Raw genomic sequence first — 20421 nt, forward strand, 5'->3', positions numbered from 1 at the left:
GTATGTTTTATTTATTTTTTATTAATTCAACTTGGAATGAAGATGCGGGAAGACCTTCCTTATTCTTCAGGTTGGCTCCTTCTGGATTGTCAGCCCAGCCATATCGTACAGATACAGGTTGTTGCACCTGATTGCTCCATACTTTTATTGTGTCTTTATTTAGTACAGCCGCTTCTGCCCAAACATACCTGTTATCTGACCCTGCAATAGTGAATCCGTTAAGCACCTGGTTGGAATATAAGCCTGATCCTACAGAAGAGAAAGTGAGAATGATATTATTACCTTTAACTTCGAAGTTTTCCAATTGGGGGCCTCTGCTTATAATTGTGGTGTCACCATAAGCTACGCGTTGAGCTTCCAATGCTAAACGATGACCTACTCCTTTTTTGTTTTGCGGGTGAATATCGTTCCAGTCACCGAGTCCTAATGTGACAGCCATACCTGTATATGGTAAACTCAAGGCTTTTCTTTGTGCTTCTCTAAGTTCGGCCATGCCACTCTCCGAAGGATATTTGTTTGCTCTGTTAAGTTCAGGCAGTTGAGCGTATATAAATGGTAACTCCGGTTCATTTCGTTGGGTTCTCCAATCTTTGATCAAATCCTTAAATAAGGCTTCGTATTCTTTCGCTCGGGCGACGTTGGACTCTCCTTGGTACCATATTACACCTTTGATCTTATAGTTGTTTGATGGAGCAATCATGCCGTTATACAGTGCGGTAGGTTTATCCTGATAAGAAGTATAACCACCTTCTATAGGTAGATTTTCTATTCCGACACGATATTTCCATTCTCCAGTCAAATCGATTGTCCTGTCACTCAGAATTATCTTATATGGCTTTTCTTCCATAAATGCACCTCCTCTATTGGTAACAACTCTTATCGTAATAGTATTTTTCCCGGCTTTAAGTATTCCTTCGGGAACATTATAGATACGCGGCGGATATTGATAACTTGTTGTACCAACAAGTTGCCCGTTAACAAAGGTTGAATCTGAATCTATTATATATCCTAAGCGTAAGATTGCCGCTTGAGCTGCTTCATCTTTTGTTAGTTCAAACTCTTTACGAAACCAGATGACACTTCTATTTACTTCCATGTCTTTTTCTCTCCATGAGCCCGGGAGATAATAATCTTTCCATTCCGATATATCAATATCTTCTTTATGCCAACTGCCAGCGCCTTTGTCAATTGGTCTGATGCCAGACCATCTTTCAAGTCTTTTTTGTTGTTCTCTTTTTTTAGTTTCTTCGATAAATCCTATTGTTGCAAACTTTTCAGCTTCAGCATTCAGCTCGGGATATTTTTTTATAGTCTCGCCACTGATCCATGCTTCAACAGGAGTGCCACCAATGGCAGTACTTATAAGTCCTATTGGAACTTTGTACTTGTCATACAGCTCTTTTGCAAAAAAGTATGCCGTGGCTGAAAATTCCATAATGTTTGCCTGCGAAGCATCTTTCCATTCTCCTCCTTTGTAATCAATAAGGGGATCGCCGAAAGCATAATTGTTTGGCATACGGAAAAGTCTTATATACGGATTATTAATCTCCTTTACTTCTTCACGGTACAAATCGAGTGTTCGTCTGATCGGTAATTCCATGTTAGATTGCCCAGAACATAACCAAACATCTCCAAATAAAATGTTTTTAATTAAGATGTCATTGATCTGTATTTCGTTGGGTTCCCCTGCTTTTTGTGCCGGCAAAATAACTGTCCAATCTCCATTTTTATCCGCTTTTGTCTTATATGTTTCTCCTCGAAATTTTACAATTACAGATTCTTTAGGTGATGCCCAGCCCCATACTTTGACAGGGGTATCTCTTTGAAGTATCATTCCGTCGCTAATCAGGCGAGGTAATTTTACTTTCGCACTTGATTGTATACCAAAACCCAAAATGAATAGTACAATCAAACAGAATTTTACAATATTTTTACTTTGCATATTATTAAACTTTATTTCAATTCGCTTTCAGGTGCACCTAAGTACGACGGTTTCAGACCTCCAGTATCTATTAATATTTTTTGTAGAACAATTCCCGGTTCTAATACGCGGAATCGAAGAGTGTGTTTTCCCTTTTCTGTTATCGTATGCTTTGTGGTCGATTTAATTATAGCTTCTGCCTGCCATAGACCAAGCTCGCCTTTGTAATGCCCGTTGAAATTTACGATTTGTTCATTCCTACCATCAAATGAGATTGCATAACGAAGCCCTTTATTCGCATTGAAGTTCAATGTCGGAGAAAGTAATAGATGTACATTAAAGTCTCCTGTCGATTCGAAATCAATGTCATACTCGAGATAGATATTATCATTTTCTTTTGGATAGATATTTTGAGGGAAAGTCGCCATGGCTGATTTTGTCTTCCCCATATCCGGTATTATATCCCAATGTATCTTGTCGGAATTATTCAAGCGACTGTAATTGCCCGCTTCAATAGAAACATATCCGTTTTTCTCAACAAAAACTTTGTTCTTGTAGTCTGTTGTCTGCATTATGTATTCTACCTTAGGCATAATGCTTTTAGGTGGATTGTTCCAGCTTCTATATCCTATACGTACCTGATCCATCATATGCGGCCATTTACCTCCGGCTATAGTCTGATTGTAATGGACAGTCAGTAATGAATCCCTCTTAAAACAATCTTTTACTTTATCGGCCCAATAATTAGCCTGTACATCTTTTTTAGCTGCATACAATTTATTCTTTGCTTGAGCATAATACATTTCATAAAGATTGGAACATGCATTGATTGGGAACAATACCAGCTGATCGAATGCATCTTTATATTCACTCGGCATGAGGTAATATAAACGCATAGCATCGATTACCAGATTGCGATAATCGTTCATTACAGTCTCAAATTCGTTATAATTTTCAAGGCTGTAAGTCTTATCATTTAATAATTCAGGAGTAACACGTCTATTGTATTTTGAGTAAAGATTAATCAATCGTGCCGCTTCTTTTGCGTATGTACTTCCGAATTGCTGTTCGCACCACTTTTCTGTATGATCCAAAAGGTTATGCGGATTAAATTGGCTGGGATTCCATGCCATATCGAGGAAGAAACTGATTGGATACTCCATTGGTTTAAGATCCCCTACATTAACAACCCATATACGATCTACTCCATGTGTGTAAGTAAGATTCATCTGTTCCCAGACACGTTGTATCGGATTTATGTTGATCCACTTCGAGTTTCGGGGAGCGCCTACATAATCGAAGTGATAGTACATTCCATATCCTCCTTTATGCGGTTTCGAATTGATTTCGGGAAGTTTTCGTACATTTCCCCAGTTGTCGTCACAGAAGAGAAGTGTGACATCATCAGGTACTCGCATCCCCTGATCGTAATAATCTTGCACCTCTTTATACAGCGCCCAAACCTGAGGTGTTTCCTCCGGTTTCTTTCCTGTAACTTCGCTTATTATCTTTCGTTGATCCTTTACTATTTTTTCGAGCAAAGCTATGTTTGTATCTTCGCTCATTGCTTCGTCTCCATCGCCTCGCATGCCCACTGTTACTACTTTTTCCCAGTCTTTAGCTCGCTTCATTCCGAACCTCCAAGATTCTTGTAGCGCTTTTGTGTTTTTAGTATAGTCCCAAATGTTTGGTAAGTTATTTCTTTTTACATAACGATGCCAGTCGGATTGTGCCATAGCCATGGGTTCGTGGTGAGATGTACTCATGACAATCCCCATTTCGTTTGCTAAAACTCCGTTTTGAGGATCGTCGTCATAGAATGCGCTTCCCCACATGGCCGGCCAGAGGAAATTGCCTTTCAGGCGAAGGATTAGCTCAAAAACTTTCTCGTAAAATTTGCAATTAAATCCGCCAAATGTTGCATTAGCCCAACCACTAAGGGCAGGTGCTTCATCATTCAGAAATATGCCTCTGTATCTTACAGCAGGTTCTCCTTCTGTATATTTTCCTCTCTTTATATATATATACTGTTGTTTTTTTATTGGAACATCTGCCCAATAATACCAAGGAGAAACTCCTATTTGTTTAGACAGTTCGTATATACCATATATGGTACCTCGTTTATCGCTACCAGCTATAACTAAGGCCTCCTTTACTCCTTCGAAAGGATTTTGTACCGTTTGAATCAAATATTTCTCATATTTCCCTTGCAATTCTGAGGCATTGATCTTTTTGTTTTTTACCAAATCATCAATGTATTTGCTCTTGCCTATAGTGCCTATCAACAATACAGTTTCTTCGGCAGACACTTTATCTACTTTCAATATAGGAGATACTCCTGTCACTTTATCTATGTCCACAGATAAGTTCGTTATTGCTTTCAGTATTCCGGAGTCTATATTGTTATCGATCAATATAGGTGTGGCAACAAAAGGTTTTACCAGAGTAAAGACGTCCTCTTTGTCTTTGTCAGAGAATGAAACAAATTGATCTGCTTGAGCAAATAAAATCAAAGGGAATAAGCAGAGCGTTAATAGAATGTACTTTATATTATTCATGATATATGATAGATTTTCAGTATCGATAGTTTTATCATCATACCGGCATAAAACCGGTCAATTTTAGTCTAAGATTATGTACGATATGTATTAAACAAAATTAAAACAAGCTAAGAGAAACAGAGACTATTGTTGTATACTATTACCCAAGTAAATGTCTTATCTATATTGCATGTGTTGCATATCCTTTCGTTTTTGTCTTATTGTTTAATTTTAGAATTAAAACTGTCTTAAATTCTAACTTTTAGATTAGCTGTTAATCATCTTTTCTTTTTGAATTTTGCAGTTTTTTTATTGTATTGTTTTCCGGTGGATCTCTTTAGTGTTAATTGAAATTTAGGAAGTTGAAATCGAGAAAAATATTAATATCGGTAAATAGTCCGTGCGTTAATTGTATGTTTTTAGAAAAAACTGATGGAGTTTGTTCTATTTCAGCTTTTGCTATAGATATAATGAAATTTCCATCTGTCTGTTACTTCTGGAGTGGTGATAATAATCGTATTTTGGCTATTTTCTTTTTTTTATAGGTATATCTAATTAGAAATGAGTTCTTAATTACTCTTGTGGATAAATGGTTGTGCGCCTTGTGTGCAACAAAAGCAAAAGGATATGCAACACATGCAATATAGATAAGACATTTACTTGGGTAATAGTATACAACAATAGTCTCTGTTTCTCTTAGCTTGTTTTAATTTTGTAGTATGCCATGGGTTTGGTCTGTACCAACGTGAATTATCACAATCCTTATTCTAAATATGAAAAATAAATAATCTAAATATTTACCATATGAAAAATATTATTTTAGTATTATCCTTATTTATATCAGCTTTGGCTGGGTGTAAAAACACACCTTCAGTCAAAAAAGATAAGTTTACAAATCCTGTAATATATGCAGATGTTCCCGATATGGATATAATCAGAGTTGGGAGTGACTACTATATGGTTAGTACTACTATGCATTTAATGCCCGGAGCTCCTATTATGCGATCTAAAGATCTTGTTAATTGGGAAATTATAAGTTACCTCTTTGATGAAATTAAAGATAGCCCTTTATATGATCTAGAAGGTGGCAACGTATATGGGCAAGGACAATGGGCATCATCTCTTCGATATCATAATGGAAAATTTTATGTTCTGTTTGCTACGAACAGACCTCAGAGAACATATATTTATGAGACAGAAGATCCTACAGGCAAGTGGGAAAAAATAAGTGAATTTGATAGAACTTTTCATGATGCATCACTTTTGTTCGACGATGATGGTAAAGTGTATCTGGCGTATGGTAGCGGTCAGATTCGCATAACAGAATTGAAGAGCGATCTTTCGGATGTTAAACCTGATGGACTTGATGCCGTTGTGATCAAAGGAAAAGAAGATGGCTTCCCCAATTTGTTAGAAGGCACTCATCTATGTAAATACAACGATAAATATTATATGTTTTTAATCTGGTGGCCTCAGGGGGGCATTCGTACACAATTATGCTTTCGTTCAGACCAGATCGGAGGACCTTATGAGTCAAAAGTAATCCTGTCAGACTTTATGGATAGACCGGGTGCAGGTGTTGCACAAGGTTGTATTGTTGATACAGAAGATGGAGATTGGTATGGCTTCTTATTCCAAGACAGAGGGGCTGTAGGACGTGTACCGGTATTGATGCCTTGCCGTTGGGAAGATGGTTGGCCAATACTAGGTAATGAAGAGGGGAAAGTGCCTAAAGTAATGGAAAAACCTATACAAGGATTTAATGCAACACCGTTAGTTATAAGCGACAATTTCGATACTGATAAATTAGCTCTAAACTGGCAATGGAACCATAATCCTGATAATAATCTATGGTCTCTATCAGAACGTCCGGGATACATGAGATTGAAAACAGGTAAAGTAGTTGAAACTATATTTGAAGCTCGTAATATTTTATCACAAAGAACAGAAGGTCCAAAATGTAGTGGTATTATTTCTATGGATATTTCGAATATGAAAGATGGAGATATTGCAGGGCTCGGAGCATATTGTGCAGAACCGGGATTAATATCCGTGGTAATGGAAGGGAATAAAAAGTACCTTGTTATGACAGACCGAGATCAAGAAAAAGCTAGAGTTGATCTGTCCGTTGAAAAGATATATTTACGTATGGATTGTGATTTCAATACCGATAATGCTAATTTTTTCTATAGTGTTGATAAAGAAAATTGGATACAATTAGGCACCGAATTTCATATGATTTATAACCTGAAACATTTTATGGGCAACCGTTTTGCAATATACAATTATGCCACTAAAGCTGCCGGAGGGTATGTTGATGTTGACTATTTTGAATATGCTAAAAGCGAATAATATGAATATACAAGGGCTAAAATAGTTTCTAAGGTGAAATAAATCCTAACCGTAGTGTTTTTATTCTATGCATAAGTTGATGTACTTAATCTAAATCATATAGTATGAAAAAATTTTTCTTTTTACATTTATTTATTTGGGGACTGACTGTCGGGGCTATCAGTCAAAATTATAAAAGTGCGCCGAATGGATACGATGTACCCCGTACAGGAATATCTCATGGACAAATAGATACGGTAACTTATTATTCTAAGACCGTAGATACTAATAGAAAAGCTCTTGTTTATACTCCTCCCGGATACTCTAAAAACAAACAATACCCTGTATTGTATTTGTTGCACGGTATTGGAGGCGATGAAAAAGAGTGGCTTAGCCATGGACAGCCTCAAGTAATTCTTGATAATTTGTATGCTGATAAGAAAGTAGTACCCATGATTGTCGTATTGCCCAACGGACGTGCTATGAAAGATGATCGTGCTATTGGAAATATTATGGAGGCACCAAAAGTAGAGGCATTTGCTACTTTCGAGAAAGATTTGTTAAATGACCTTATTCCTTTTATCCAGAAAACTTATCCTGTCTTGAAAAATCAGGAAAATCGAGGGCTTGCCGGCTTATCGATGGGGGGCGGACAATCTTTGAATTTTGGCCTCGGGAATCTTGATACATTTGCATGGGTAGGAGGTTTTTCTTCTGCGCCAAACACTAAAGCCCCAGAAGTGTTAGTCCCAAATCCGGATGAAGCAAAGAAAAAATTGAAACTCCTTTGGATCTCTTGTGGAGACAAAGACGGATTACTTAACTTCAGTAAGCGTACTCATGACTACTTAGCTAAAAATCAAGTTCCTCATGTTTATCAGGTTATACCGAATGGATATCACGATTTCAATATTTGGAAGCAAAACTTGTATATGTTCTCCCAATTGCTGTTTAAACCTGTGACTGCTGATCTTATCGAACAATACAGCTATATTCCTGAAGAAGCAGAGGGCGGTATCCCTGCATCAACAAATGTTCCCGGGGCTCAATATCCTCAGATATTATCTGGAAACAGAGTGCTATTTCGGATAAAAGCACCTGATGCTAAAATAGTGCAAGTGGATTTAGGAAAGAAATATGACATGGTTAGAGAAGAAGAAGGTTCATGGGCAATTACTACCGAACCTATTGTCGAAGGATTTCATTATTACTCTATCCTTATTGACGGTGTTGCTGTTTGTGATCCTGCAAGTCGCACTTTTTATGGTATGGGCCGTATGGCAAGTGGGATTGAAATACCCGAGAAAGGTGTGGATTACTATAACCTAAAGAATGTACCTCACGGACAAATAAGGCAGATTCGTTACTTTTCAGATGTGACCAAAGCATGGCGTAGAGCATTTGTATATACGCCGGCAGGATATGATACTAATACTTCGCAAAGATATCCCGTACTTTATTTACAGCATGGTGGAGGCGAAGACGAAACAGGATGGCCTAACCAAGGCAAAATGGATGCAATTATGGATAATCTGATAGCAGAAGGTAAAGCTAAGCCGATGATCGTAGTTATGGATAACGGCTATGCTATAGATCCGTCGGCATCTTCAGCTAATTCACCTCAGGGGCTTAGAGGTTTATTTCAGAACAGCGCATTGGAAAAAGTTTTTATTAACGAGATTATCCCTTTGGTAGATAAAGAATTTCGTACTATTCCGGATCGTGATCATCGAGCTATGGCAGGCTTATCGATGGGAGGGTTTCAGTCATTCCAGATTGCTATGACAAATTTGGATAAATTTGCTTATGTAGGCGGATTTAGCGGAGGCGGAATAATAGAACAAGGCGCTGATTTTTCTAAAATGTATAATAATGTTTGGTCTGACGTTGATGCATTCAACAAAAAAGTGAAATTGATATATTTAAGTATTGGAACTGCCGAGCCGACAAATATGTATCAAACTGTAAATAACTTTCATAAAGAATTCGAGAAAGCAGGAATTAAACATGTTTATTACGAATCGCCGGGAACATCCCACGAATGGTTGACATGGAGAAGATCATTGAATCAATTTGCTGAGTTGCTATTTAAGTAACGATATAATTAGATTGTTATACGAAAATAATAATAGTCTAAAGATTGAATTGTAAGAAATGAATATAATTGACAAGTATCATATACGTGAAAAACAATTGTTAAAGGAACAACAAAATATAAAATCTAATGAAAAAGAAAGCTTTGATTTTTTTCTTGGGTGTTTTGCCATTGGCGATAGCTACTAATGCTCAAAACCCAATTATCACTCACATGTTTACAGCCGACCCTGCACCTTTGGTACACGATGGCACAGTATATCTTTATGCCGGACACGATGGTGCAACCGAACAAGATACAAATTATAAAATGCCCGACTGGTATGTTTTTTCGTCTACCGATATGGTAAATTGGAAGGATCATGGACCATGTCTTTCGCCTTCAACATTTTCGTGGGCTACAGGTGATGCTTATGCTGCACAGTGTGTTGAACGTAATGGTAAATTCTATTGGTATGTATCAACCTTTCATAAAAGTGACGAAAACTCTAAAGGTGGCGCAGCAATAGGTGTCGCTGTTTCTGATAGTCCTATAGGACCATTCAAGGATGCGAAAGGGAAAGCCCTAGTGGTAAATGAAATGACTACAGATATGAAACATGGATGGGATGATATTGATCCCTCTGTATTTGTAGATGATGATGGACAAGCTTATCTCTATTGGGGAAACGGCAGTTGCAAATGGGCTAAACTGAAGGAAAATATGATTGAGCTTGATAGTGAGATCACAGCTTTCAAGCCGGAAGGATATATTGAAGGTCCGTGGCTTTACAAGAGAAATGGAATGTATTATTTAATCTATGCAGGAGCAGGTACAAAACCCGAGATGATCGAATACTGTATGTCGAATAGTCCTGAAGGACCATGGGAATATAAAGGAATAATACAAGATAATGTACCCAATAGTTTTACGACTCATCCCGGAATTCTTGACTTTAAAGGCAATACTTATTTCTTTTATCACAACGGGGCTCTTCCTACCGGAGGAAGCTATCGCCGTTCTATTTGTGTAGATTATTTATATTTTAATCCGGATGGGACGATTCAGAAAGTTGTACAAACAAAAGAAGGTGTAAAGCCCGTTTGATAAAGTATATCAAGAACTGAAATTATAATAATTTAGAATTATGACAACAAAAATAATTAGAAAAGCTTGTCTCTTTTTGAGCCTAACTTTATCTGTTTCGTTTTTGCAACTTTATGCTCAGAAATCTTCGACAGCTAAAATAACTGTTGATGTCGGAACACCGGGACATGCAATTTCGCCTACTTTGTTCGGTATATTTTTCGAAGATATAAACTTGTCGGCTGATGGTGGGTTGTATGCAGAACTGATTCGCAACCGTTCGTTTGAAGATGCCGATACATTACAGTACTGGAAGTTTATTGGGGCTCAAAAAAAATCAACAGCTAGTATCATTAAGGCCAATGTTCATTCGAGTCCACCCGTGCCCCCGTTAAACCCTTACAATCGTAAGTCACTTCTTATCGATTTTGATGGCTCCTTCAAATTAGAAAATAACGGTTATTGGGGGATTCATGTTGCTCGTGGTGAACGATATTTGTTCAAATTGGCTGCCTGCGCTGTTGGCGGACTAAAAACGCCATTGCAAGTAAAGATTGTGAGTGCAGAGGGAAATATTCTTGCTTCAGGTGAAATAAATGGTATCACCTCAGAATGGAAATATTATCCTCTCGTACTTACAGCATCGGCAGGAGACTCTAATGCCCGGCTTGAGATTTCAGGTAGTGGAAATGGTAAATTATTTCTGGATATGGTTTCATTGATTCCTGAGAAAACGTGGAAGAACAGTGGATTACGTATCGACCTGGCTGAATCAATCAACGCTTTAAAACCTACCTTTCTTCGTTTTCCAGGAGGCTGTTGGGTAGAAGGAGAAGATTTAGCCCATATGAACAACTGGAAAAAGACTATAGGTAATATAGATACCCGTACACCATTGTGGAATATCTGGGGATATAATGCTACACACAGCCTGGGGTATCATGAATATTTACAATTATCCGAAGATCTTGGCGCTGAACCTTTATTTTGCATTAATGCCGGTATTTCGCACCGCGAGGTGGTTCCAATGGATCAGATGGGACAATGGATACAAGATGCTTTGGATGCGATTGAATATGCAAATGGTCCTGTCACTTCTGTATGGGGGAGTATTCGTGCCAAAAACGGGCATCCCGAACCATTCAACTTGAAATATTTAGAGATAGGGAATGAAAATGGAATGGCTCCTTATGCTGAACGCTGGGAACTCTTTGTGAAGGCTATTCATGATAAATACCCTGATATTCTTTTAATCGCTAACGAATGGGCTGGAGGACATCCCAAAAATCCAAAACCACAAATCGTGGATGAGCATTATTATAGCAATCCTGATTGGTTTATCTGGAATTCGAATAAATATGACAGTTATGATCGCAATGGCTCTAAAATATTTGTGGGAGAGTATGCTGTAACAAGTGGTACAGGTAATGGTAATCTAAGAGGAGCTATCGGTGAAGCAGCTTGGATGACGGGTATGGAACGCAATTCTGATATCGTGGTTATGGCAGCTTATGCGCCACTTTTTTGTCATGCCAAGCATAAAGCATGGCCTGTAAACCTGATCAATTTTGATAATAATCGCTGGTTCGGTATTCCAAGCTATTATGTTCAGCAGATGTTCGCAACCAATCAAGGGACAGTAAATTTGCCCGTTAATATAGACTATGCCCCGAATGTTGAGATGCCTCGTTCGAGCGGTTGTATTGGATTGGGAACTTGGTTGAATTCGGCAGAGTTCAAAGATTTGGAGGTAACAGCACCGAATGGTAAAGTACTATTCAAACCAGATTTTAATAAAATAGATGAAACATGGAAACATACACCTAGCAGTGAATGGTCTGCAACCAATGGTGTATTGAAACAATCTGCAATTTCTCCTAATACCACTATTTATATGGGAGATACCCTCTGGACCGATTACACTATAAAAGTGAAAGCTCGTAAAATAGAGGGCGAAAATGGATTTCAAATTTATTTCCACAATAAGAATAGAGGAGAGCGTACCCGGTGGGATTTAGGTGGATTTACGAACTCTGTGAACATGTTAGAGGTCGGTTTGATAACGGAAAGTATGCCTTATAATGTAGAACCCGGTCGTTGGTATGACGTGAAGATAGAGCTTCGCGGCACTTCGGTAAAAGCATATCTGGACGGTAAACTTATACAGGAAGTCTCTGCTGATGAAAGTCTGAAAGTAAAAGGTCTCTGCTCAAGTGCTTCACGTGATGATAAAACAGGCGATATTATTTTGAAAATCGTGAATGTTACGGGTAAAAGTGTAAAAACTGAGATTGACTTGAAGGGTACTGATTTGCTTACAGGAAATGGGGAGGCTATAGTATTGACGTCAGCTAGTCCCTTTGATGAAAACACATTGGACGAACCCACAAAAGTTTCGCCTAAGAGTGAAAATTTCAAATTTTCTGGGAAAAAGCTTACACGTTCATTCCCCGGTAATTCGTTGACAGTATTACGCCTGACAACTAAAAAGTAAAAATTGCGAAAATAAAAATCTTTATAAAAGCAAAGGCATCTCACATTGAGATGCCTTCGTTTTTGTTATGCTTATTTACTCTATGTTTATTCGTTTTCTAATAGTCTTTTATGGGCTTAAATGAGACTCTTTGATGTCTAAAATTAGGGTTTCCATTCTATTATACCTGTAGCCGGATTCTCCTTACGCCATTGGATAAAGTCTTGAAATGTTCTCACACCTCCTTCAATTACAGCCTGATAATACTCAACTCCCATTATTTTTTGATCGTCAGGCGTTTCGTACTTCAAACGTAGAATAGTATTTTTTATTTCTTCGGTCAATACGCTAGCAATACGATTCGTAACATCTTCAAAATATCCATCAAAGCGTGAATTTTTGACGATATGAATCATATCAATGTGCCACATTTTTCCATCCCTATCTTCATACCATGCATGCCATTCGAGGCAAGCATCCTCTTCCTTTAAAAGGTTACTATATTCTATTCGTTTTATAGAAGGATGCTCAGCTAGTTGAGCCATAGTTGCAAAACTATCAGTTAACGAGAATGGAGATGTGTATATATGAAAATCGATATCGCAGTGCTTCATCATAAGTCCCAGCTTTAAAGAGCCAATCAGATTGATTGTTGCTCCTATAGATTTCCATATATTTATTACGTTAGTATCCTTAATAATTTCCCAAGCTCTTTGCTGATTTTGTGTAGATAATGCTAAAATTTTATCCATCATTCGATTTCTATTACGTATTTCGAAAACAAAGATATTCAAAATATTAAAATGGGGTATAACGACCCTTTTTCTCTTATTTTTACCTTCTTCTCCTTTAACATTCAAACATCTACTTGATATATTATTTAGTCCATAGGTCAACACCTAATGTCCACTTGTCAATCCTTTTTGAAAAGCCCCTTAAAGCTCAAGAAATTTGTGTTTGTAAACTATTAAAGTATTGATATGACTAAAAGAGTTTCTATTTCTATTCTTTTGATTTTCTTCTATTTAATTCTTAAGGGGCAGACCGAAATAAAAAATGATACATTGATATTGCATAAACATCTACTTAACAAGCAAATTGATATGGAGGGGAAGGCTGATTCTCTATTTTTACAGCCAATACTTACTCCCGTATTGTTAGAAGAAGATAATATAGATTTGAAACTAGCCGATTTGAAATTTGAGATTAATAACCAGCCTAAAATAAGGATTCCTTATGCGAATCTGATCGCTCCATCGTTGTTGATCTCTTATGGTATTGCTGCTCAATATGTCAAGCCTTTGCAGAAATTAGATAAAGAAGCTCAATTATCTTCAATAAAGCATGTAACCAAGCGTATCCCGGCAGATGATTATATTCAGTTTGCTCCAGCAGTAGGTGTATATGCTTTTGATTTGATGGGAATAAAAGCAAAAGACAACCTCAGGGATCGTACAATTCTAATGGCAACATCGAACCTCTTGATGTGTGCGACGGTACAGACATTGAAGCATACCACTAAAGTGATGCGTCCAAGCGGTTCAAACAGGCAATCTTTCCCCTCAGGACATGCAGCCACCGCATTTGTTAATGCACATATTCTATTCAAAGAGTATAAGGATTCTAATTGGTGGCTGGCTGTTAGTGGTTATGCCGTTGCTACTGCAACAGGAGTTTTGCGCGTGATGAATAATAAACATTGGGTGAGCGATGTAGTGGCAGGAGCAGGGATTGGTATTTTGAGTGCAGAAGCAGCTTATCTGTTGCTACCTCATATTAAGAAAATGTTTGGAATTGAAGATGTTAATAAGAACCTGGCTATTGTTCCTATTATTTCCCAAAAACAGTATAGCATAGGAGTATCTTATACCTTCTGATAAAGGTTACTTACCAAAGAGTTTTTTATTGATAACTACTTTAAATAAATCACCGCGACGGTATTTTGAGAGAGGCAGTTCTTTGTCTTTTACATAAATTCTACCTCCTTTTATACTGTCGATATGTGATATATTTACAAGAAAAGACTTGTGGATTCTGAAGAATGATTCTCTAGGTAGCATCTCCTCAGTAGCAGCCATTGTCTGATGTACGATATGAATTTTATCCGATAGGTGAATTTTTACATAATTTTGCATAGACTCTATATACCGTATATCTGCCCATACAATACGTATAAATGAATCGCCTTGCTTAATATAAATATCATTGTCATTATTTTCCAAATTTTGTTTGAAAAGTAACTGCGAAGTATAAGTGTTTTTCGCTTTTTGTGCAGCTTGAAAAAAGCGTTGAAAAGCAATAGGTTTCAACAAATAGTCGATAACATTGAAACGATAACCTTCCAAAGCATATTCAGAGTATGCTGTTGTAAGAATAGTTAAAGGTGCAGTTTCCAACGATTCGAGAAATTCAAGCCCTGTGAGATCCGGCATGTTAATGTCAAGGAACATCAAGTCAATTTCCTTTTCTTTGAGTATGCTGGCTGCATCGATAGCAGAGAAGCAGGTATCTACAATTTCTAGAAAATCTAATTTGCCAATATAAAGTTTGATTCCTTCTATTGCGCCCGGTTCATCGTCAATAATTAAGCATCTCAGTCGTATATTATTTAGATTCTCCATCATTGCTGAGGTTTATTATAAGTTTTGAATGATAAACATTTTCAGTTTCACTGATTATGAGACTATGTTTATTCGGGTACAAAAGGTTGAGACGTTTTTTTACATTATCCAGTCCTATTCCCGAATTGAAAGCTGTTGTTCGTTTTATAGATGATTTTGAATTCTCAACCTCAAAAGTTAATTCTTTATTGTTTTGGTTCAGATTGATGCTTATATATCCTTTGTGTGACTTTGACCGTGAAACATGTTTAAAAGCATTTTCTATAAACGGAATAAGTAGTAGTGGTGGTACTTGCATCTTAGGGTTTTCTAATTGCCAGTTGGCGTTAAAATTCAAGGTGTTTTCCCAACGATACCTCTCAACTTCTATGTAGCCTTTCATAAATCGGATTTCATCTTCTATATTCACACTCTCTTTATCAGAGCCATAGAGTTGATAGCGAAGAATGTCTGAATATTTTATGAGCAACGAAGAAGCCAAATCTGAATCTTTTTGTATCAGGATATGTATGTGATTTAGTACATTAAACATAAAGTGCGGATTGATCTGAGCTTGCAAGGATTGAAGTTGAGTTTCCAGATGTTCTTTTTGTAATATAAGATGTTGCTCATAGAGCTTAGCATGCTCAAAATAAAACTTTAGCCCACCAAAACCAAGATTAACCAGAATAGTCAATGGTAAAAAACCAAATACTTCTGCTAAAAAGAGCTCTTTATTTTCTGAATTTTCAGATAATGGCAATATTCCATGTGATTCCAATAAGTAGAATCCCTCTAAAAATAACGACAACAGAATGGATTGACTAATAGCCATTAGGAAAATCCAGATGACTATTAGAGGCATTCTGTTTTTTAGGATTGCTCCTGATAATATACGATTGCACAAAAGGTGTGTAGTAACAATTAAAGTTCCCAAAAGAGCAATCGCCGATAATATTTTTTGAAATAAAAATGGATAATTAGAATCATCTACAGCCCATATGATACCTGCAATAATAATCCATAGCAGGAAGAATACACTGTTGAAGCTTTTTAATTGATACTTTTTCATTTGACAAAGTTAATAGATAATACTCAACAGTAAATGTCCACAAATCACAGGAATTAGACTATTGGTCAATAAATGCTATCGTATTAATTACATCTGATATTCTCTCTATCATTCTATCAAATATAAAGATTTATTATCTCAGTGTTTTTTATGTGTAATCAGTAGAGTTCTATTCTTTGTATTTCTTTTTTTTATGGCTTTATTCAATTATATTTGTTATCTGTTTTAGACTTTTGTTATAATCTTAAAGCTGATATCTTTAACTCTTTCTATCCCAGAAATTATATACAAGGCAAAGAAAGTACTATGCCTATTATAGCTTTAATGAATGGACATCATATATCATGAAGAATATTTTACTTTTACTTCTTTTTTTTATATTTACAATTAGTGCACTTGCTGCTGATATCCGATTTTATAATATAAATGATGTTTACGGTACATCCATTCGTGAAGTATATTCTATAACTAAAGACGATAATGGATTTATTTGGGGTGCCTCCAAAACGGGCATATTAAGGATATCTTCTAATAATTGCAGAAAATATCAATTACCTCATAAATCTACCGATATTTACTTTACAAGACTCGATTATTCGGACTCTACATTAATAGCTTACACAAATAATAGTCAGATATTTAAATACGATCCTCTATATGATCGGTTTGATTTATTGGTCGACTTGAAGCGATTATTGAATAACGAATATATTGCAACAAAAAGAGCTGTAGTAGATAAAAATAAAAGTATTTGGATTGGCACCTCTAATGGTTTGTACAAGTATGAGAATCATCAATTGAAATTAAAACACGATCTAGAGATTGTTTTCATAAGCAAGTATACTTCAAATAGCTTGTTCTTGGCTACTCCTGAAGGAATGGCTATTTTTCATACGGATACAGATAAACTGGAATATATATATAAGTATAGTCGAGATAACGAATTGGAAGTTTCCTCATTTTTATACCATGTGAAAACAAATAAACTTTGGATAGGAACAATTTCGAATGGGCTTTGGTCTTATGATCTTAGTAATCGTCAATTGTTGAATAAAGAAGCAAATAAATTACCCAGACAACCTATATTGTCGATAAAAAAAAATACAAACTCATCACTTCTTATTGGTATTGATGGTCAGGGATTATGGGAGTTGAGCGAAAATGGAGATAAAGTATTGAATATCTATAAAGAAGATGTTAACGACTTTTTCTCGCTTCATGGAGATGGTGTATATGATATATTCTGTGATGATAATGAACGTATCTGGGTAGCAACTTATACCGGAGGTCTATCATTCTTTGAACAAAAAATTTTCCCTGTAAACCAAATTACCCATCAAATTAATAACCCAAACTCGCTAATAAATAATCATGTAAATAAGGTAATTGAAGATAAAAAAGGTAATATATGGTTTGCTACGAATAATGGCGTAAATAGATGGAATCCAAAATCAAATAAATGGGATGCATTTTACGATAATAAACAAGAACAGGCTAAAGTCTTTTTAGCCTTATGTGAAGATAATGATGGGAATATTTGGGCAGGAAGTTATTCGTCCGGAGTATATGTTCTTGATGGTGATACAGGAAGAGAACTGAATCATTATTTTCAAGAGAAAGAAGAAAATGGCTTTTCCGGTAAATTTATATCCGACATATTTAAAGATTCTCAAGGTAATATTTGGATTGGGGGGACCGGCAATATTATTTGTTATAAAGAGAAAGAAAAGCGTTTTCGTATTTTTGATCGTCAATCCATGTATGCTTTTGCAGAGTTGTCGTCCGATAAACTTCTTTTGGCTTGTGATTATGGATTAATATCTATGAATAAAAATACAGGTAATAAAGACTTGCTCTTAAATGATTGTCTTGTACAGGATATTCTTATTAATGGGGATGATATCTGGCTGGGGACTTCAGGTAATGGATTGGTTTACTTCAACTATAAAACAAGAAACTCAAAGAAATATACTCTCGAATCAGGATTGACATCGAACTACGTAAATAGTATTATGTTAGATAATGACGCTCTATGGCTTGGAACCGAAAGTGGTTTATGTAGATTCAGCATAAAAGATAAATCGGTATATGAGTACCCATCATCATTATCATTAAAAACAGTATCATTTAATACAAATTCGAAATACAGACCGAAAAATGGAAACTTGATCTGGGGTACAAATAAAGGAGCGGTTATTTTTAATCCTGATTTATTATATAATAATGAAACTAAAGGGAAGATATTTATTCAGGATATAATTATATCAGGAAAATCTATACGACAAAATAAGGATTTATTGAGTGATATACCAATCAATAAAAGAGCTGAGTTAACATTGAGGTATGACCAAAATAATTTTACAATCGAATTATTACCATTAAGCAGCTCTTTAAGTGGATATAAATTCTCATGGAAATTAGAAGAATTTGATTCAGACTGGAGTAATCCAAGTGATTTATCCATTCTAACATATACAAATCTCCAGAAAGGAAATTACAATTTGAAAATACGAATGTTCGATAGTTCTGGCAATCAGCTTGACGAACATTCGTTGTTTATAAATGTAACCCCTCCATTTTGGCAAACATGGTGGTTTCGCCTTATTCTTCTTATAATTATAATAGGAATTATAGCTTACCTTCTAAGGTCATATTCCAATAGGTTAAAACAAAAGCATGCCAGAGATAAGATACGATTCTTTACCAATATTGCACATGATATCCGAACTTCAGTAACATTGATAAATTCTCCGATTGAAGAACTCGAGAAAGATCAAATGATGTCCGAAAAATCCAAATATTACCTGTTTTTAGCACAAAGTCAATCGAAACGTTTGCTCTCTGTTGCCACACAATTGCTGGATTTCCAAAAAGTAGATATTGGAAAAGGACAGGTTTTTTTGATGATGACAGATATTGTAGCATTAATATCTCAGCGATGTTTGATGTTTGAAGAAATGTCAAGAAAGAGAAATATAAAATTAAACTTCTCTTCAAATCAAAATTCATATAATACTGCATTGGATGATATGAAAATAGAAAAAGTAGTAGATAATCTTATTTCCAATGCAATAAAGTATTCGCACGATGATACCCAAGTCGATATAATTTTAACATGTGAGCCTAAACAATGGATTTTAGAGGTTAAAGATTACGGACTAGGAATATCCGAAAATGCAAAAGGTAAATTATTTAGAGAATTTTACAGAGGAGATAATAATATAAATTCCAAAATAGTTGGCTCGGGTATTGGGCTATTACTTGTGAAAAGTTATATACTCATGCATGAAGGCAATGTTCTTTTCGAAAGTAAAGAAAATGAAGGCTCTAGCTTTAAAATAGTTGTTCCTTATAAACACGTTGAGGAAGCAATGTCTAGACCAGCTTTGTCTGAAATAAAAAATAATACAGAATTCAGCGATGACATTTCGCTTTATAAAGATATAGATCAGAAAAATATTCAAGATAAACAAATGTCGATATTGCTTGTGGAGGATAATATAGATCTTCAGAATTTTTTAGTTTGTTCTTTTAGAGATCAATACAATGTTACAACGGCAAGTAATGGGGGTGAAGCGTGGGCTATTATTCAATCCAAATCTTTTGATTTGATTCTTTCTGATATTCTAATGCCTGAAATGAATGGGTTGGAATTGTGTAAATTAGTAAAATCGACATTCGAAACATCTCATATACCTGTTATACTTTTAACATCTTTAGCCGAAAAAGAGAACCTGATTGAAGGTCTGCACCTTGGAGCAGATGATTATATAACAAAGCCTTTTGATATCCGTATTCTTAATTATCGAATCAGTACAATCTTAAAGAACAGAATTATAGTCCGGGATAAAGCTCTAAAGCTAATTAGTCAATCTGATGCAGAGCAAGATATTTTCCTAAATGAGTTGAATGATAAGTTTATAAAAAAAGCATTGAGTATCGTTCATGAAAATATGTCAAATACTCAATTTGGGAAAGAAGAGTTTGCTTCAGAAATGCACATCAGCTCTTCTCTTCTATATCAGAAACTGAAGGCACTTACAGGACAATCACCTATCGATTTCATCAGATCAATAAGGTTTAATCATGCCTTGGAATTATTGAAAACGCACCAATATACTATTTCGGAAGTAAGTGATATCTGTGGCTTTTCAAGTAATAATTATTTTAGCACAGCATTCAAAAAATATTTTGGAAAATCTCCCACAGAAATATAATAACACTACATATAATTAGAAATAAACAGGCTGATTTGTCTAAAATGTAAGGTTTTTTATCTGAAATCAAACATGAAAAAGGGAGTTCATATATTAGTTTTGTTAAA

11 protein-coding genes are annotated in these 20421 nt (G+C 35.8%); 6 read left to right on the forward strand and 5 right to left on the reverse strand.

The genetic code is table 11. The features are described 5' to 3' along the window. Window positions 1-7: 7 nt before the first annotated feature. Both E4T88_RS04355 and E4T88_RS04360 read right to left on the reverse strand, forming a co-directional pair. Window positions 8-1942 carry a sialate O-acetylesterase gene (locus E4T88_RS04355; RefSeq protein ID WP_135104238.1) on the reverse strand — a complete coding sequence of 645 codons (1935 nt, stop codon included), beginning with the start codon at window positions 1940-1942 and terminating at the stop codon, window positions 8-10. Window positions 1943-1953: 11 nt separating this feature from the next. Next, entirely contained in the window at window positions 1954-4479 is a 2526-nt protein-coding gene (locus tag E4T88_RS04360) for a glycosyl hydrolase 115 family protein (protein WP_135104239.1), read from the reverse strand. A gap of 786 nt (window positions 4480-5265) precedes the next feature. On the opposite strand from E4T88_RS04360, the gene E4T88_RS04365 reads away from it, so the two are divergent. From E4T88_RS04365 to E4T88_RS04380, 4 genes are all read left to right on the forward strand, one after another. Continuing rightward, the gene (locus E4T88_RS04365) at window positions 5266-6813 is read left to right on the forward strand and encodes a glycoside hydrolase family 43 protein (RefSeq protein ID WP_135104240.1); all 1548 of its coding nucleotides are present in this window, start codon (window positions 5266-5268) and stop codon (window positions 6811-6813) included. A gap of 104 nt (window positions 6814-6917) precedes the next feature. Next, complete coding sequence (locus E4T88_RS04370; protein ID WP_135104241.1) at window positions 6918-8888, forward strand: alpha/beta hydrolase-fold protein; 1971 nt, start codon at window positions 6918-6920, stop codon at window positions 8886-8888. 128 nt (window positions 8889-9016) lie between these two features. Continuing rightward, entirely contained in the window at window positions 9017-9973 is a 957-nt protein-coding gene (locus tag E4T88_RS04375) for a glycoside hydrolase family 43 protein (protein ID WP_135104242.1), read from the forward strand. Window positions 9974-10013: 40 nt separating this feature from the next. Then, window positions 10014-12446: an alpha-L-arabinofuranosidase family protein gene (locus tag E4T88_RS04380; protein WP_135104243.1), complete on the forward strand. Its 2433-nt coding sequence runs from the start codon at window positions 10014-10016 to the stop codon at window positions 12444-12446. Window positions 12447-12589: 143 nt separating this feature from the next. On the opposite strand, the gene E4T88_RS04385 is transcribed toward E4T88_RS04380, so the two are convergent. Then, on the reverse strand, window positions 12590-13177 hold the full coding sequence (locus tag E4T88_RS04385; RefSeq protein WP_135104468.1) for a phosphoglycerate mutase family protein: 588 nt from the start codon (window positions 13175-13177) through the stop codon (window positions 12590-12592). Window positions 13178-13405: 228 nt separating this feature from the next. Here E4T88_RS04385 and E4T88_RS04390 point away from each other — a divergent pair, with 228 nt between their 5' ends. Further along, a complete protein-coding gene (locus E4T88_RS04390) occupies window positions 13406-14302 on the forward strand; it encodes a phosphatase PAP2 family protein (RefSeq protein WP_228093718.1) in 897 nt (298 codons plus the stop codon). 6 nt (window positions 14303-14308) lie between these two features. On the opposite strand, the gene E4T88_RS04395 is transcribed toward E4T88_RS04390, so the two are convergent. Together E4T88_RS04395 and E4T88_RS04400 are read right to left on the reverse strand one after the other, a co-directional pair. After that, window positions 14309-15049 carry a LytR/AlgR family response regulator transcription factor gene (locus tag E4T88_RS04395; RefSeq protein ID WP_135104244.1) on the reverse strand — a complete coding sequence of 247 codons (741 nt, stop codon included), beginning with the start codon at window positions 15047-15049 and terminating at the stop codon, window positions 14309-14311. Next, on the reverse strand, window positions 15030-16097 hold the full coding sequence (locus E4T88_RS04400; RefSeq protein ID WP_135104245.1) for a sensor histidine kinase: 1068 nt from the start codon (window positions 16095-16097) through the stop codon (window positions 15030-15032). The genes E4T88_RS04395 and E4T88_RS04400 overlap by 20 nt, the downstream gene beginning before the upstream one ends. A 344-nt stretch (window positions 16098-16441) precedes the next feature. Here E4T88_RS04400 and E4T88_RS04405 point away from each other — a divergent pair, with 344 nt between their 5' ends. Continuing rightward, complete coding sequence (locus E4T88_RS04405; RefSeq protein ID WP_135104246.1) at window positions 16442-20314, forward strand: hybrid sensor histidine kinase/response regulator transcription factor; 3873 nt, start codon at window positions 16442-16444, stop codon at window positions 20312-20314. Window positions 20315-20421 lie beyond the last annotated feature (107 nt).

The organism is Dysgonomonas mossii, assembly GCF_004569505.1.
Classification (GTDB): domain Bacteria; phylum Bacteroidota; class Bacteroidia; order Bacteroidales; family Dysgonomonadaceae; genus Dysgonomonas.

What these genes read in the sequence shown, in the direction of transcription:
- E4T88_RS04355 (WP_135104238.1), bottom strand. Translation starts at nt 1,942, where the DNA reads ATGCAAAGTAAAAATATTGTAAAATTCTGTTTGATTGTACTATTCATT.
- E4T88_RS04360 (WP_135104239.1), bottom strand. Translation starts at nt 4,479, where the DNA reads ATGAATAATATAAAGTACATTCTATTAACGCTCTGCTTATTCCCTTTG.
- E4T88_RS04365 (WP_135104240.1), top strand. Translation starts at nt 5,266, where the DNA reads ATGAAAAATATTATTTTAGTATTATCCTTATTTATATCAGCTTTGGCT.
- E4T88_RS04370 (WP_135104241.1), top strand. Translation starts at nt 6,918, where the DNA reads ATGAAAAAATTTTTCTTTTTACATTTATTTATTTGGGGACTGACTGTC.
- E4T88_RS04375 (WP_135104242.1), top strand. Translation starts at nt 9,017, where the DNA reads ATGAAAAAGAAAGCTTTGATTTTTTTCTTGGGTGTTTTGCCATTGGCG.
- E4T88_RS04380 (WP_135104243.1), top strand. Translation starts at nt 10,014, where the DNA reads ATGACAACAAAAATAATTAGAAAAGCTTGTCTCTTTTTGAGCCTAACT.
- E4T88_RS04385 (WP_135104468.1), bottom strand. Translation starts at nt 13,177, where the DNA reads ATGGATAAAATTTTAGCATTATCTACACAAAATCAGCAAAGAGCTTGG.
- E4T88_RS04390 (WP_228093718.1), top strand. Translation starts at nt 13,406, where the DNA reads ATGACTAAAAGAGTTTCTATTTCTATTCTTTTGATTTTCTTCTATTTA.
- E4T88_RS04395 (WP_135104244.1), bottom strand. Translation starts at nt 15,049, where the DNA reads ATGATGGAGAATCTAAATAATATACGACTGAGATGCTTAATTATTGAC.
- E4T88_RS04400 (WP_135104245.1), bottom strand. Translation starts at nt 16,097, where the DNA reads ATGAAAAAGTATCAATTAAAAAGCTTCAACAGTGTATTCTTCCTGCTA.
- E4T88_RS04405 (WP_135104246.1), top strand. Translation starts at nt 16,442, where the DNA reads ATGAAGAATATTTTACTTTTACTTCTTTTTTTTATATTTACAATTAGT.